This is a genomic window from Carboxylicivirga mesophila (assembly GCF_018271975.1).
In the GTDB taxonomy this organism is placed as follows: domain Bacteria; phylum Bacteroidota; class Bacteroidia; order Bacteroidales; family Marinilabiliaceae; genus Carboxylicivirga; species Carboxylicivirga mesophila.
In genome coordinates this window covers 36,359-51,785 of record NZ_JAGUCN010000016.1, presented here as the reverse complement: position 1 = coordinate 51,785, position 15,427 = coordinate 36,359, and the positions used below count along the sequence as shown (strand labels likewise).

Sequence of the window (15,427 nt, the reverse complement as noted above, 5' to 3'; positions counted from 1 at the left end):
CTCTTGTTATTACTTTTTCAACTTACTGTTATTCAAATGCCTGTTAGCATCTCGTTTAGTTTTTTTAGCTATATTTTTAGCAAAGGCCTCTTCCAGATCAACCCCGGTTTGATTAGCCAGGCAAATTAACACCCAAAGTACATCGGCCATCTCATCAGCCATGTCAGTGTTCTGCTCATTTGACTTAAACGACTGATCGCCATATTTGCGTGCCATTATTCTAGCCAATTCCCCTACCTCTTCGGTTAGAATAGCCATATTGGTCAGTTCGCTAAAATACCTGACACCATAGGTTTTAATCCATTTATCAACCTGTTCCTGAGCTTCAGATAGCTTCATTATTCTCTTCTTTTTGAATCTATTAGTATCGTTACAGGGCCATCATTAATCAATTGAACCTGCATATTAGTCCCAAATTCACCGGTTCCTACCATACGGCCACTTACCGAATGTAATTCATTAACAAAGGCCTCATATAAAGGAATAGCCACTTCAGGACCTGCCGCATTAATATATGATGGACGATTTCCCTTCTTTGTCCTGGCATGCAATGTAAACTGGCTAATCACCAAAAAATCACCAGCAATATCAACTATTGACCTATTCATCACGCCTTCCTCATCATCAAAAATACGTAAGTTACAGGTCTTTTTCACTAACCAATCGATGTCTTCCTTGGTGTCGTCATTTTCGATACCTACAAGAATCATTAATCCCTTATTTATACTTGATTTACAATTTCCATTTATAGAAACAGAGGCCTGGCTTACACGTTGAATAACTAATCGCATAAATTGTATTTTAAGCATCGAAAATACAATTATCTTTCGATAGTTTATAATACTTAACGGAGGAAACCGACCATTTGGTCTATTATTAAACAAAATGAGGTAATCAGTAGTTCAATTGTAGGTAGATCCAATTACGAAAGATATCACTAACTTAATTAAAAACTCATAAAGCTCAATATATGAAAGGATTAATCAGCAAAACCAATAGTCCTTCTTTAAACCTGGCGACGGAAGAGTACCTGCTACGACATACACAGGAAGATGTATTTTTCTTATATACCAATTCGCCATCTATTATTGTAGGCAAACATCAAAATACCCTGGCTGAAATAAATTACGAATTTGTCAATAAAGCATCAATACCCATATACCGTAGATTATCAGGAGGAGGCACAGTTTATCACGATGATAACAATTTGAACTTTTGCTTTATAAAAAGTGGTAAAAAAGGTAATTTAGTGAATTTTGAACGATACTCTGAGCCTATATTATTAGCTCTTAATGAACTTGGCATTGCTGCCACATTTGGCAAAAGACACGATATCCAAATTGATGGTAAAAAAGTATCGGGCAATGCATCTCACGTATATAAAAACAGGGTGATGCATCACGGTACGCTCTTATTTAGATCTGATCTCAGCGTATTAAATAAAGCTTTAAAAAACAATCCTTTAATTATTAAAGATAAAGCGGTTAAATCAGTAAGAAGCGAAGTAGCTAACATATCGGACTATTTAAATGAAGAGATGAATTACAATGAATTCGTTGAATATTTGTTTCAGTACCTTCTGCGATATTACGAAACCGGTGCCCAATTAGAATTAACAAAAGCACAAACAAGCCAAATAGAGGCGATTTCAGAGAGTAAATTCAACACCTGGGAATGGAACTATGGCTACAGCCCCAACTTTGAATTAAAAAGACTTTATAAGCTGGAAAACGGAACAAGAATCAAATCACATATTACTGTGCAAAAAGGTATCATAACACAAAGTGAAATCAAATCAACGGATGGAGCCATTCAAAAAGAGCTGGATTTGATCAGTGATACAATTTGTGGCTTACAACATCATTCATCTACTCTGGAAAATGAATTAATAAACATTAGTTTAATTAATATAAATAAGAGCAGTCTCGAAATAATCAACAAGGGATTCTTCAGCTAATTCAATTAATTACAAGAATATTAAAAACGATTATATAACTCTTATATTCAAAGTGTTAATCCATTTTACCTCTATTAAAATAAGAATACACTTTATTCCCCTTATCCTTCCCTATTATTGACGTCAAATTTTCCAATGTAGCACTCTTAATATTGTTAAATGACTTAAAATTATTAAAAAGCGCTTCAATGGTTTTATCACCGATGCCTGGAATTTCATTTAGCTCAGAAGTGATAAAATTGATGGAACGTTTTTGTCGATGGAAAGTAATACCAAAACGGTGTGCTTCATTTCGAAGGTGCTGAATTATTTTTAGGGTCTCTGAATTTTTATCTAAGTACAATGGAATCGGATCTCCTGGGTAAAAAATCTCTTCGAGGCGTTTAGCAATACCAATCACCGATATCTGCTCACTCAATCCCAGTTCACGCAATATTTTTACAGCAGCACCAAGTTGTCCTTTACCACCGTCAATAACTACCAACTGAGGTAATCCCTGCCCCTCCTCTTTCAAGCGCTTATAACGGCGATAAACCACCTCCTCCATGGAAGCAAAATCATTAGGACCAATCACCGTCTTGATATTAAAATGGCGATAGTCCTTCTTATAAGGTTTAGCATTACGAAAAACAACGCAAGCAGCCACAGGGTTTGTTCCTTGTATATTTGAATTATCGAAACATTCGATGTGACGAGGTAACACTTTTAAACGTAGATCTGCTTGCATAACCTTTAAAATGCGTTCCTCTCTTGGTTCCTTTTTATGTAATGATTGTTGTTTAAGTTTATCTAGTCGGTAGTATTTCACGTTCCGTTCTGATAGGTCCATCAACTTCTTTTTATCACCAATTTTAGGCACTAATAGTTTAGTGCGTTCCAACTCAATATCAAGTTTGATGGGAACCAATACTTCACGCGCTAAAAAATGCAGCCGGTTTTGTATTTCAGAAATGGCCATCAGTAATATATCAGATGCAGATTCATCCAGTTTCTTTCGAAATTCCATGGTGTGTGACTGAATAATAGCACCATCAACTACTCTTAAAAAATTGACAAATCCAGCCTTTTCATCATCGATAATACTAAATACATCCACATTTGTAATCTTGGGATTTACGACTGTAGACTTACTTTGATAACCCTTTAATAACTCAATTTTATTTTTGACCTCTTCTGCCTGTTCAAAAGCTAATTCATCGGCATAATTAAGCATTATCTTATGCATGTATTTAAGGACAGAAGAAATATTTCCACTCAAAATATCTTTGATGGCTGCGATATTTTCAGCGTAAATCTGCTCGTCATATTGTCCAATACATGGTGCTTTACACTTCCCTATATGATATTCTAAACATTCACGAAACTTCCCCGCTCGTATGTTTTCCTGAGATAAATTATGCTTACATGTGCGTAAAGGGTATATCTGTCTGAATAACTCAATGAGGGTGCGTACCATCCCTACTGAAGTATAAGGACCATAATAAGTACTTCCATCACGCACAAAATTACGCGTTTGAAAAACCCGTGGAAAAGGTTCATTTTTGACAACAATATATGGAAACGACTTATCATCCTTGAGCAGGATATTATACCTGGGCTGGTATTTTTTTATCAGATTGTTTTCAAGCAAAAGAGCATCCTCTTCCGACTCAACAACCAAATGTTTGATATCTGCAATTTTATTGACGAGTATGCGTGTCTTACCATTATCCTGCTGCTTTGTAAAATAGGATGAAACACGCTTTTTCAGGTCCTTAGCCTTACCTATATATATAATAACACCATCTTCATTAAAATACTGGTAAACACCAGGTGAAGATGGTAATGCCTGAACTAAAAGTTTTAACTGATTTTCCCTATCTGATCTACTATTTATCATCTACAAATAAACTGGTAAAGGAAAACGTATTGACATCAAACAATCCTTTATCGCCAATTTTTAAGGAAGGAATTACTAATAGCGACATAAAAGCTAAGGTCATAAAAGGGGCCTTCATATCACATCCCATTTTAGCTACAAAGCGATTAATCGCAGTATATTGCTTAGCTACTTCCTCCCCTTTTTCAACGCTCATCAATCCGGCTACAGGTAATTTTAGTAGTTTTTCTTCATTACCATCTGTCGCAACAATACCTCCTTTTGTATCAATGATGGCGTTAATAGCTCTTACTAAACTCTCATCATCACAACCTATGGCTACAATATTATGACTATCGTGAGCTACAGAACTAGCTAAAGCCCCTTTTAAAAGTCCGAAATTCTTGATAAATCCCACGACCGGTTGCGCCTCTCTATAGCGATTTACAACAACAATTTTTAGAATATCATCGTCCAAACTTGATTGAATTTCTTCTCCTTTTTGATACGAAGTATTCCAAATAGTTTGTTCCGTTAGCAGCTCACCATCTTCTGCCTCCATTAAACGCAGCCCTGGATTATCTACTGGCGCAACAACTTTGACGTCATCCAAAGTAATGGGCGTACACTTGAAATTATTAATAACATCGGAGGAAGAAAGTTCAAATAAAGCCTGACCATCCTCAGCTACTTTCTTACCATCAACATATGTTGTGCGCACATTAAAATCCGATAAATTATCCACGATAATAAAATCAGCAGCATCTCCCTCTTGTAGTAAGCCAATTGGTAAATTATAATGCTTAACAGGATTCACCACTGCAACCTGATACATTTCGAAAATAGAGTATCCTTTAGCTAAACCTAAACGTACAAGGCGATCTATGTGTCCTTTGGCTAATATCAAATCAGGATGACTATCATCAGTACAAAGCATTGTATTGAGGGGTTCCCTGGTAATAAGCGGATGTAATGCTTCAAAATTGCGCGCGGCACTCCCCTCTCTTATCTGGGTTTTAATGCCGCACTTTATTTTATCCAGCGCCTCATCAATACTAAAACACTCATGATCGGTTGTAATTCCACCTGAAGCATATTTTTCCAGTTCCTCCCCTCGTAAACCTGGAGCGTGTCCATCAATAGGCACATTGTATTTCTTCGCTAATTCTAACTTGTTCCACACCTCCTTATCACCATGAATAACGCCCGGGAAATTCATCATTTCAGCCAAAAAGGAAGCGCCATTTTCTAATAAATACTCTACGTCCTTCTCCGTAATTTTATGCCCTGATGTTTCAAAATCAGTTGCAGGAACACATGAAGGAACCCCAAAATAACACTTAAGAGGAACACTTTTAGCATCTTTTATCATGTACTCCACACCTTTCACTCCCATTACATTTGCTATTTCATGCGGGTCAGAAACTACTCCAACCGTTCCACGTGGAACAACCAATTGAGCAAATCGCGAAGGTGTAAGCATACTACTTTCGATGTGCACATGGCTATCAACCAAGCCAGGTAGTATATAATTAGAATACGAATTGGTGTTTTTGCGAATAGAAATAATCGTATTGTTTTCAACCTCAATATCACCAGGAAATATTTCATTCTTGACTACATCAACAATATTACCAGAAATTTTCATACAATTTGTTTCACGTGGAACACTAGCGGCCCATTAATACTAGGAGAACATTTATATCACTTGGTGAAACACCAGAAATACGACTCGCCTGCCCTATTGTAGAAGGCTGTAGCTTTTCTAATTTTTGTCGTGCCTCAGTCGAAAGCGAGTTAATAGAAGCATAATCAAATTTACCTGAAATTTGCAGATTTTCGAGTCGTTTAAATTTATCAGCTAATAATCGTTCTCGATTTATATATCCAGAATACTTCAGTATAATTTCAGCTGACTCTAAAACTTCTCCCCTTCTTGCTTCAGGCAAAGTATCAACGAATTCCTGGAATGGACGAATGCCTTCGATTAAATCATGAATTGTTAATTGCGGACGCATTAATAAATCCATTAACTTAACACCCTGTTTTAATGCAGTAGTCCCTTTACTAACTAACCACTCATTAACTAAATTTGCCTTAACACTAAAGTTCTTTAAGAAGTCAATCACTTGCTCACGCAAAGCAAGCTTTTCGTTTAAATGATCGATACGCTCTTTTTCTGCCAATCCTATACTAAAACTCTTTGGAGTTAAACGAGCATCAGCATCATCCTGCCTTAGCAAAATTCGGAATTCAGCGCGAGAGGTAAACATGCGATAAGGTTCATCAACGCCTTTTGTAACCAAGTCATCAATCAACACACCAATATAAGCTTCATCCCTCGATAATATAAAAGCATCGTTGTTATTAATTTTTTGATGTGCATTAATACCAGCCATCAATCCCTGGGCTGCGGCCTCCTCATACCCCGTCGTTCCATTAACCTGCCCGGCAAAATACAGATTACTGATGATTTTTGTTTCAAGCGTATGGTGCAATTGTGTAGGATCGAAAAAATCGTATTCAATGGCATAACCAGGACGAAATACTTTTACATTCTCTAAACCGGGTACTAATTTTAAAGCATCAATTTGTGTTTGTAGCGGCAATGATGAACTAAACCCATTTAAATAATATTCAATGGTGGTTTCACCTTCAGGTTCTAAAAACAATTGATGACGCTCCTTTTCAGCAAAAGTTACAATCTTAGTTTCTATACTAGGACAATACCGCGGACCTATGCTTTGAATAGTTCCGTTATACATAGGCGACTCATCCAAACCAGTTTCTAACACTTTATGAACATCCGGATTAGTATAAGTAATAAAACAACTGCGTTTTACTAGACCATTATCATCAGAAGGCAGATAACTGAATCGATAATTTCCCTGATCACCTTTTTGCTCTTCTAATTTATCAAAATTAATACTTCTTTCATCAATTCGTACAGGCGTACCGGTTTTCATACGGCCAACAGTAAAACCCCGGCTCAACAATTGCTCAGAAATTCCTTTTGAAGCTGGTTCAGAAACTCTACCACCCTCAGAACGTACTGAACCAATGTGCATTAGGCCATTTAAAAAGGTTCCAGTAGTTAAAACAACGGCCTTAGATAAGAACCTTACATTATTTGCCGTTCTAACACCCTTAATTATGTTATCTTCGATTATAAACTCAACCACGGCATCTTGCCAAAATGAAACATTTGGAATTTTCTCTAATTGACTTCGCCATTCAGAAGAAAAGACCATACGATCACATTGTGCTCTCGGACTCCACATGGCAGGTCCTTTGGATCGATTTAGCATACGAAATTGGATAGAGGACTTATCAGTAATAATACCGGTATATCCACCTAATGCATCAATCTCCCTAACAATTTGCCCTTTGCCAATTCCACCAATAGCTGGATTACATGACATTTGAGCAAAACGCCCCATGTCCATTGTAATCAGAAGCACCTCACTACCCAAATTAGCCGCAGCGGCTGCAGCTTCACAGCCTGCATGTCCCCCACCTACGACAATTACATCGTAATTAAAATCCATAAAATAAATGTTACTCTTTTACTGTAAGATAAACAGCAAAATTAATGAAAAGTTGCTAACAATGATAAAGCATCATCTTCGTGTTTGCGCATAATCAACTTCTCTTGCTCACTGGCATCTTTAAATCCAAGAAGATGCAGAACGCCATGAATCATTACACGATGCAATTCATCGGTGTAGTTAAAGTTATATATTTCGGAATTGGACTTGACAGTATCAATACTAATAAATAGATCGCCAGAAATACGCTTTCCCTTGCAATAATCAAAAGTTATAATATCTGTATAGTAGTTATGATCTAAATAATCGGTATTAATTTTAAGTATATGCTCGTCTGAGCAGAAAATGTATGTTAAATTATCTAGTATATAACCGTATTGATTGATTACCTCATTAATCCAATATGTTGCCTTGTCACTAATTTCTTTTGGTAAGCTAACATCTTCACTATGAAATGCGATCATTAATCAATATTAAAAGTCATTTTTACAATACTTCCATCATTTTCGAACTCAATTTCATCTGCTAAATGGTGCATCAGAAAAATACCTCTACCATGAGTTTTTTCGAGGTTTTCAGGTTTTGTAGGATCAGGAACTTCCGTATAGTCGAATCCAGTTCCTTCATCTTTGATGGTAAACTCCACACGTGTATCATCCAACAGATACTCTACCACAACTAATTTTTCTTTGTCTAGTTTATTGCCATGTACAATAGCATTATTGACTCCTTCAACAACGGCTAATAGCAACTTACCATATATATCGTTATGAAGAGAATATTGGGCTGATAAATCGTCAATCAACTTTTCAACAATATTTATATTTTTTGTTTCGGAGTTGAATTCTATTTTGTTCACAATCAATTCCATTTTACATCTCTTAAAAAGCAACAAACAGCTCATTTATGAGCTTCAACAATTACTTATAAATGATAACCAATCTGTTTATACGTAGAATGTTGCAGATAGTTATAAAATTTAAATCTTTTATTTCAAAAGCCAAAACTCAGGGTTCAATTTCTCACTTTCTTCCCATATTTCAAAGTGTAATACACCCGAATTTTCACCATTTCCGCTGTATATTGTACCTATTACAGAATTTTTAGTTACGTTTTCTCCAGCTTTTACACTAACGTTGTCTAAATTGGCATAAACGGTTAAAAATCTTCCATGTCTGACTAAAACAGCGTTATTATAACCAGGTATTGGAACTACCCTACTAACTTTACCTCCAAAAACTACCTTGGCTTTAGAATCAGTATTACTTTGAATATCAATTCCATTATTTTTAACCTTAACATACTTAAGTACAGGGTGTTGATGTTCACCAAACTGACTTACAATAACACCATTACTAATTGGCCATGATAACTTACCTTTCGCAAGATGAAAATCAGAAGGTTCAACGGCTTCCTTATTTAATTCAGCAATCAGTTTGATAATGGTATCCTCCAACTTTTTTAAAGCATTCTTATCTTGCCTCACTTTTCGTCGAAGACTACTTTCCTTTTGTTGAAGGGATTTAATATTGGAATCAATTTTGCGTTTGTCAACCACTAATTGTTCGTACTGCGATCTAATGTTATTTAAGGCATTATTTTGCACCTTAAGCTTTGTATTCAGGAGATTATTCGCTTCATCTAATTGAGTAGATTTTTGCTGGATTAAAACACCTTGGTTATGCCGGAATTTATTGTACTCTTTAAGCATAATATACCGGCGATATGCTTCATTAAATGATTCAGCACCAAAAAAGAAAGATAATTCATTATATCGCTTTTTATTACTGTAGGTCTCTCGAATTAATTTGGTATACTGCTCCTTTAAGGCCTCTAATTGTTCTTGATTGTCCTCAATTTCAAGATTAAGCACCTTAATATCATTTTCAAGTAAACTAATTTCATCATTATATAATTGAATGAGCTCTTCTCTATCTTTAATCTGACTATTGAGTAAACGAATATTTTTTAAGCTGTTGGAACGTTGGTTCGCGTATTTCTTTATCAAACTATTGGCATTTTCAATGCGCTTATTGATGCGTTCCTTCTGAGATTCAAGTTCGGCTATCGTCTGCCCTTGTGTAATACTAAATAGCAGCGTAAATATTGATAGTATGAAAAGCCGTTTAATTACCATTTTTAAAGTCTAGTTGCTTATACTTCTCTGATACTTTAAAACCAATTGAATTATCACCATCTAATTCAAAATTATCAAATTGAATGCGTAATGAAAATCTATCAGTGCCACGTGTGCCACTAATATTGATAAGAGAAGGCATTAAATGTCCATTTTCATTGGTAAATAGATCGTATGTAATAGTAACTTCACTATTTACAGAAAAGTCCCTTATATAGGCGCTTTTTACTTTAAATACATCGGGTAAAACAGACATTTGATGGAAGATGATATTTTCAGTCTTTTCCTTACGATATTTACGTGAAAACTTTCCTTCTTTGACTGACTGAAATTGGTACATATTTTCACTGCAGTAATGCTTGTAACGCTTTAAACTTTTTTCAGCATCATCAATTGGATAAACAAACATTCGGTTTGTAACAATTTGTTGTAATGTATAGTAATCCAACTCAATCATGAACTTTTTCCAAAGTATTTCATAATCGCCATGGGAATACGTTTTTTTTGTGCGATCAATTATTTCAACTGCATCAGGACTTAACTTAACTCTGAATAACTCGATACCCATAAGCGGATTGATTGAAACAACCATTGAGGTATCTTTTAAGATAAACATATTGCCTTTAAATGATTTTGCATCATCATTATAAGATAACTCTGCTTTAAACTTCTTGAAAAAAAGTGAGTTATATTCAATATATTGATCTTCTACAGAAGTGATTAATTTTGCATCAGAAATATTTTTTAAAGAACCATCCTTAGTATAGAATTCTCTGGTGCTTTTACAACCAACAAGCTGTATAACACATACAATAACTAGTGAATATTTAAGTTTCAGCACTATTCTAAATACTTTTGTTGCTTGATCTTCTCAAGGATAGTTTCACTTTCAGTTCCCATTTCTACAGCTTTATTCCATTGCTCCACAGCGCCTTCGATATCACCGTTCTTATATAAAATATCGCCATAATGTTCGACAATAACACTGCTTTCATTGCCCCCATTATCCAAAGCCCTTTCAATAATATACTTAGCTTCAAAGTATCTTTCACGTTTAAACAACACCCAGGCATAAGTGTCTAGGTAGGTTGAATTACCTGGCTCCAACTCAACACATTTGCTACTCATTCTTTCTGCCTTATCTAAATCCTTATTCTCTAAAGAAAGATAATAGCTGTAGTTGTTTAAAACAACAATATTCAATTCATCAATTTCAAGAGACTTTTTATAGGATTCAAAAGCCTTTTCACTTTGCTTATTGGCGTAATAAATATCACCTATATTAGCATGTAATTGAGCTTCAAGAGGCTTATTATCGATTACATGCTTAAGGCCTAAATTAAGCAAACGTAAAGCTTCATCATTATCTTTTAATTGTCCGGCAGAACTACCAGCTAATAGATAGAAAAATGCGTTTTCAGGGAAATGTGTTATGGCGAGTTTTGCATTGCCATAAATTTTTGAATAATCAGGATTATCAATCATCAATAGCAGGTAATCCTGCCATATAAGCTCGTTTGAGGGTTCTATGGTAATTGCAGTCTTATAGGCATCTAAAGCTAAGTCGGTTTTACTAATACTGCGGTAATAATTACCCTTATAAACATATGCCATAGCTTCGTATGGATGCGCTTCAATGATAACATCCATAAATTCGGTAAGATATTTGTCATACTTATCAATGTTCTTACTATCCATTAAGAATGGCAAAATACGTTGAAACTTCACTTCGAAAGGAGTAGATTTAACAGCTAAACCTTTCTTATAGTATGATGTAAAGCCTGTAGTATCATTAGCTTGCAGTGCAATATTACCAAGACTGAAGTAGGCCATCACATTCTTTGGATCTTTTTCAAGTACTTTATTGTAGTAAGATTTAGCATTATCATTATCGCCCAGATACAGGTAATAATCACCAATAAATCCATAGTAACGTGCCTCTTCAGGGTACTTTGCAGTCAACTTATTTAACTCTTCCAGTGCCGACTTATTCTTCCCAATATTAAGTAGGATCTTTTCTTTTTCAAGTATGATAACTTCATTTAATCCAATTCTTTTTTCAAGCTTATTATAGGCAGAGATTGCTTTTTCTTCGTCACCGTTACGTTGATATAACTGAGCCAAACCATAGAGGTACTCATCATTATCAGGATAATCAGCAACAATCTGTTCGTATAACTTAATGGCTTGAAATCCCATCTTATTACCCTGATATAATTCGGCAAGCATTAATTTATACCAGATATTATTAGGCTCAATCGAAATTGCACGTTCTAATAAGCCTTGTGCTTTTACAGCTTCATTGCCAGCTACCAGCAAATTAGCTAATTCGTACATGGCAGCACTGCTGGTTGCATCAATTTTAAGGCATTCGGTCAGGTACATAGCTGACTTTTCATAGTTGCCTTTCATCTTTTCACGACTCGCCTCGTAAAAGAAATAATCAAACTTTCGCTTTTGTACATCAGTCAGCTGAACTTTTTGGATCTGTTCCTTTGTAACCTGGCTCTCGGTTTGTGGTTTAAGAGCACTACAACTGCACAAAACAATAATTGCCAGAGATATACCTAAATATTTTAACTTCATTATATGTTTTTGATATTTACAAAGTTCTGTTAATTAGTTCCTGTATGACCAAAACCACCACTACCACGAACTGAATCTTCTAAAATTTCAACTTCAAGCAGGGTAGCCTTGGTATACTGAGCTATTACCATCTGGCAAATACGCTCACCATCGTTGATAACGAAATCATCATTGGAAAGATTAACCAGAATTACTTTTATTTCACCACGATAATCAGCATCTATTGTACCTGGCGTATTTAGTACTGTTACGCCAAATTTAGCAGCCAGTCCGCTGCGAGGACGAATTTGAGCTTCATGCCCTACAGGTAATTGAATGAATAGGCCGGTAGGGATTAACACACGCTGGAGTGGCTTCAGAATGATAGCCCCATCAATATTGGCCCTTAAATCCATACCTGCAGAGTGTTCAGTACTATAACCGGGTAATTCGTGTTTACTTTTATTAATGATTTGAACGTTTGTCATGATAAAATCTTTATTAATTCCTTTCTTTCAATGATATAAAGAAAAACAAAATAGCTTACAAATATAGTGCCTTTGAAGGCGAAATGAAATATCAGGTTTTCTGAGCTATACAAAAGGCTTAATTGGACAACAACAATGGCGATGATTATGTGCAAAACAATTCGCCCAATCGGGTAGTTAATGGGGTAGTATTTCTGGCCCAGGCCATATGAAATAACTGACATTAACAGAAAACAGATAAACAAAGTAACTGCTGCACCTATATACCCCATATAAGGCACTAAAACGATATTACCAACAATAGATAAACAAGCGCCTAAACCACTAATTATTGCACCATAAATAGTTCTATCGGTTAATTTATACCAAAGCGACAATGAATAGTAAATACCAAAGAATAATTGTCCAAGCAAGATAAAAGGAATAATCCTGTTACCTTCATAATATTCGGGCAACAAAAGGACATTTACAACATCTATGAAAACAAGAACTCCAACATAAATAATTGCGCCAAAAATGACAAAATATTTCAGTACGCGGGCATAGAGTTCTTTAGAAGCATTTTGTTTACCTTCTTTAAAAAAGAAAGGTTCAAACGCTAAACGATAAGATTGTATGAAAATAGCCATGAGAATACCAATCTTAAAATTGGCGCCATAGATAGCTAATGCTTCCATGGCATTATCTTCAATTAAATGAGGCATTAAAATCTTATCAATCTGTTGTATTAACATGCCGAATAAGCCTACAATCATTATCGGATAGGAATACTTAATCACAGGTTTAATCAACTGCCAGCTGAATCTGGCTTTTGCCAGGAAAATTTTAGGTACAAGGAATAAGGCAATAATTCCGGAACTAAGCAGATTAGATACAAAAACGTAATAGAGCTTGTTATATGGATTATAAATAGATTCAATGAACTCGTATCCCTGTTTAAGCAGATAAGGGCATAAAACGAGGAAAAAGGTAACAAATAGGATGTTTAAAATTACCGATAAGAACTTCAGCAATGCAAAACGAACTGTATGGTTGTTAATACGCAAATCAGCAAAAGGAATACTCGTAATCGCATCCAGGGCTACAATTAATGCGCCAATCACAAAGTATTCAGCTTTGAGGTATTCATTGCCAAGATATACTTCTAAACAACCTTGAAACAAATAAACACCAACACAAAATAAAACGGAACAAACTAGAATCAGCAGTCCCAGGCTTTTTAGTAATCCATTCCTGTTTTCCTTATTAGCAAAACGAAAATAGCCTGTTTCAAACCCGAAAGTAAGAATCACCAACACAACCGCAATATAGCTGTAGATATTAAACACGCCTCCCACTTCAGCTTTATCCATGATACGAATAAAGAGTGGCATTAACAGCCAGTTGAGCAGACGACCAAGAATGGTGCTTACTCCGTAAATAATTGTATCACCTGCTAGCTTTTTAAGTTTACTCACACCTTTAAGAGAATAATGTTCCTTGATTTAAATTAGTTTCACGACCTAAATGTTCATAGGCATGAGCTGTGGCCATACGTCCCCTAGGCGTACGTTTAATGAATCCTTCCATGATTAAAAATGGCTCATATACTTCTTCGATGGTACCGGCATCATCACCAACAGCAGTAGCAATGGTAGTCACACCTACCGGTCCTCCGTTAAATTTATCAATCAGTGTCAGCAGAATTTTATGATCCATCGTATCTAAGCCGTGTGTATCAATGTTTAAGGCATTAAGAGCCATTTTACTAATTGGTAAATCGATGATGCCATTACCCTTCACCTGTGCGAAATCCCTAACACGACGCAGCAGCGCATTAGCAATACGTGGAGTTCCACGGCTGCGTCTCGCAATTTCATCAGCGGCGTTTTCGTGTATTCTTACTTCCAGAATATCGGCTGAGCGTTCAATAATGTGCGCAATTGTTTCTGCGTTGTAATATTCGAGGTGGCTATTAATACCGAAACGCGCACGCAGTGGTGCGGTTAATAATCCACTACGTGTAGTGGCACCAATCAGTGTAAACGGATTAAGATCGATTTGTATACTGCGAGCTCCAGGTCCTTTATCAATGACAATATCTATGCGGAAATCTTCCATGGCACTGTACAAATACTCTTCAACTACAGGACTCAAACGATGAATTTCATCAATAAAGAGGACATCATTCTCTTCCAAGCTGGTTAGAATTCCTGCTAAATCACCAGGTTTATCAAGCACAGGTCCGCTGGTTAGTTTAAAACCAACACCTAGCTGATGCGCAATAATATTTGATAAAGTTGTTTTACCTAAACCCGGAGGTCCGTGTAACAAAACGTGATCGAGTGCATCGCCCCTCATTTTGGCAGCCTGCACAAATATCTCAAGGTTTTCGACAATCTTATCCTGCCCCTTGAAATCGGAGAAAGAAAGTGGCCTTAATGCCTTTTCCAGTTCTCTCTCGGTATCTCCATTTCCCCTGATGTCGAAACTCATTTATGACTAAATTATATTTAATTTTTTGAGGTTATCGAAAAACTCCTGCAAATCAAATGGTTTTGCCATGTACTCATCCATCCCGTAGGATAAACACTTTTCGCGGTCAGCATCATAGGTATTAGCTGTTAAGCCAACAATAGGCATGTGTTCGTTACTACACTTTTCTTTTTCACGAATAGCTACGGTCGTTTCCAAACCATCCATTATTGGCATCATTAAGTCCATCAAAATCAGATCATACTGCCCATGTTCCAATTTATCCAAAGCTTCTTTACCATGATTGGCAATATCAATCTTAAAGCCATATTTGGACAAATTAAGGAAAATGAGCTTCTGATTGAGCACATTATCTTCAACTAATAAAACAGATACAGGTTGTTCGAGTCTTTCCATTCT

General features: G+C 35.9%; 15 protein-coding genes. 1 reads left to right on the top strand and 14 read right to left on the bottom strand.

All coding sequences use genetic code 11. The features are described 5' to 3' along the window. Window positions 1–9: 9 nt before the first annotated feature. Window positions 10–339, bottom strand: coding sequence for a nucleotide pyrophosphohydrolase (locus KEM09_RS14035; RefSeq protein ID WP_212229235.1), 330 nt, complete (start codon window positions 337–339; stop codon window positions 10–12). Further along, window positions 339–791 carry a D-aminoacyl-tRNA deacylase gene (dtd, locus tag KEM09_RS14030; RefSeq protein WP_212229233.1) on the bottom strand — a complete coding sequence of 151 codons (453 nt, stop codon included), beginning with the start codon at window positions 789–791 and terminating at the stop codon, window positions 339–341. The genes KEM09_RS14035 and dtd overlap by 1 nt, the downstream gene beginning before the upstream one ends. A 179-nt stretch (window positions 792–970) precedes the next feature. Here dtd and lplA point away from each other — a divergent pair, with 179 nt between their 5' ends. Further along, window positions 971–1,957 (top strand): lipoate--protein ligase, encoded by a 987-nt coding sequence (lplA, locus tag KEM09_RS14025; protein ID WP_212229230.1) that lies wholly within the window; start codon window positions 971–973, stop codon window positions 1,955–1,957. Between the two features lie 55 nt (window positions 1,958–2,012). Here lplA and uvrC read toward each other — a convergent pair whose 3' ends face one another. From uvrC to KEM09_RS13965, 12 genes are all read right to left on the bottom strand, one after another. Beyond that, window positions 2,013–3,836: an excinuclease ABC subunit UvrC gene (gene uvrC, locus KEM09_RS14020; protein WP_212229228.1), complete on the bottom strand. Its 1,824-nt coding sequence runs from the start codon at window positions 3,834–3,836 to the stop codon at window positions 2,013–2,015. Next, complete coding sequence (ade, locus tag KEM09_RS14015; protein ID WP_212229226.1) at window positions 3,826–5,463, bottom strand: adenine deaminase; 1,638 nt, start codon at window positions 5,461–5,463, stop codon at window positions 3,826–3,828. The genes uvrC and ade overlap by 11 nt, the downstream gene beginning before the upstream one ends. 22 nt (window positions 5,464–5,485) lie before the next feature. Next, complete coding sequence (mnmG, locus tag KEM09_RS14010) at window positions 5,486–7,363, bottom strand: tRNA uridine-5-carboxymethylaminomethyl(34) synthesis enzyme MnmG (protein ID WP_212229224.1); 1,878 nt, start codon at window positions 7,361–7,363, stop codon at window positions 5,486–5,488. Window positions 7,364–7,404: 41 nt separating this feature from the next. Beyond that, the gene (gene ybeY / locus KEM09_RS14005; protein ID WP_212229222.1) at window positions 7,405–7,827 is read right to left on the bottom strand and encodes an rRNA maturation RNase YbeY; all 423 of its coding nucleotides are present in this window, start codon (window positions 7,825–7,827) and stop codon (window positions 7,405–7,407) included. Continuing rightward, the gene (locus KEM09_RS14000; protein ID WP_342344008.1) at window positions 7,827–8,222 is read right to left on the bottom strand and encodes an ATP-binding protein; all 396 of its coding nucleotides are present in this window, start codon (window positions 8,220–8,222) and stop codon (window positions 7,827–7,829) included. The genes ybeY and KEM09_RS14000 overlap by 1 nt, the downstream gene beginning before the upstream one ends. 129 nt (window positions 8,223–8,351) lie before the next feature. Beyond that, the gene (locus tag KEM09_RS13995; protein WP_212229220.1) at window positions 8,352–9,500 is read right to left on the bottom strand and encodes a murein hydrolase activator EnvC family protein; all 1,149 of its coding nucleotides are present in this window, start codon (window positions 9,498–9,500) and stop codon (window positions 8,352–8,354) included. Continuing rightward, complete coding sequence (lolB1, locus tag KEM09_RS13990) at window positions 9,490–10,341, bottom strand: lipoprotein insertase outer membrane protein LolB1 (protein WP_212229219.1); 852 nt, start codon at window positions 10,339–10,341, stop codon at window positions 9,490–9,492. The genes KEM09_RS13995 and lolB1 overlap by 11 nt, the downstream gene beginning before the upstream one ends. Continuing rightward, complete coding sequence (locus KEM09_RS13985) at window positions 10,341–12,086, bottom strand: tetratricopeptide repeat protein (protein WP_212229218.1); 1,746 nt, start codon at window positions 12,084–12,086, stop codon at window positions 10,341–10,343. Before KEM09_RS13985 ends, lolB1 begins: the two co-directional genes overlap by 1 nt. Before the next feature lie 29 nt (window positions 12,087–12,115). Further along, window positions 12,116–12,553 (bottom strand): dUTP diphosphatase, encoded by a 438-nt coding sequence (dut, locus tag KEM09_RS13980; protein WP_212229217.1) that lies wholly within the window; start codon window positions 12,551–12,553, stop codon window positions 12,116–12,118. Next, the gene (locus tag KEM09_RS22095) at window positions 12,550–14,010 is read right to left on the bottom strand and encodes a lipopolysaccharide biosynthesis protein (RefSeq protein WP_212229216.1); all 1,461 of its coding nucleotides are present in this window, start codon (window positions 14,008–14,010) and stop codon (window positions 12,550–12,552) included. Before KEM09_RS22095 ends, dut begins: the two co-directional genes overlap by 4 nt. Before the next feature lie 4 nt (window positions 14,011–14,014). After that, the gene (gene ruvB, locus KEM09_RS13970) at window positions 14,015–15,028 is read right to left on the bottom strand and encodes a Holliday junction branch migration DNA helicase RuvB (RefSeq protein WP_212229215.1); all 1,014 of its coding nucleotides are present in this window, start codon (window positions 15,026–15,028) and stop codon (window positions 14,015–14,017) included. 6 nt (window positions 15,029–15,034) lie between these two features. Then, complete coding sequence (locus tag KEM09_RS13965) at window positions 15,035–15,424, bottom strand: response regulator (protein ID WP_212192294.1); 390 nt, start codon at window positions 15,422–15,424, stop codon at window positions 15,035–15,037. Window positions 15,425–15,427: the final 3 nt, after the last annotated feature.

What these genes read in the sequence shown, in the direction of transcription:
- KEM09_RS14035 (WP_212229235.1), bottom strand. Translation starts at nt 339, where the DNA reads ATGAAGCTATCTGAAGCTCAGGAACAGGTTGATAAATGGATTAAAACC.
- dtd (WP_212229233.1), bottom strand. Translation starts at nt 791, where the DNA reads ATGCGATTAGTTATTCAACGTGTAAGCCAGGCCTCTGTTTCTATAAAT.
- lplA (WP_212229230.1), top strand. Translation starts at nt 971, where the DNA reads ATGAAAGGATTAATCAGCAAAACCAATAGTCCTTCTTTAAACCTGGCG.
- uvrC (WP_212229228.1), bottom strand. Translation starts at nt 3,836, where the DNA reads ATGATAAATAGTAGATCAGATAGGGAAAATCAGTTAAAACTTTTAGTT.
- ade (WP_212229226.1), bottom strand. Translation starts at nt 5,463, where the DNA reads ATGAAAATTTCTGGTAATATTGTTGATGTAGTCAAGAATGAAATATTT.
- mnmG (WP_212229224.1), bottom strand. Translation starts at nt 7,363, where the DNA reads ATGGATTTTAATTACGATGTAATTGTCGTAGGTGGGGGACATGCAGGC.
- ybeY (WP_212229222.1), bottom strand. Translation starts at nt 7,827, where the DNA reads ATGATCGCATTTCATAGTGAAGATGTTAGCTTACCAAAAGAAATTAGT.
- KEM09_RS13995 (WP_212229220.1), bottom strand. Translation starts at nt 9,500, where the DNA reads ATGGTAATTAAACGGCTTTTCATACTATCAATATTTACGCTGCTATTT.
- KEM09_RS13985 (WP_212229218.1), bottom strand. Translation starts at nt 12,086, where the DNA reads ATGAAGTTAAAATATTTAGGTATATCTCTGGCAATTATTGTTTTGTGC.
- dut (WP_212229217.1), bottom strand. Translation starts at nt 12,553, where the DNA reads ATGACAAACGTTCAAATCATTAATAAAAGTAAACACGAATTACCCGGT.
- ruvB (WP_212229215.1), bottom strand. Translation starts at nt 15,028, where the DNA reads ATGAGTTTCGACATCAGGGGAAATGGAGATACCGAGAGAGAACTGGAA.
- KEM09_RS13965 (WP_212192294.1), bottom strand. Translation starts at nt 15,424, where the DNA reads ATGGAAAGACTCGAACAACCTGTATCTGTTTTATTAGTTGAAGATAAT.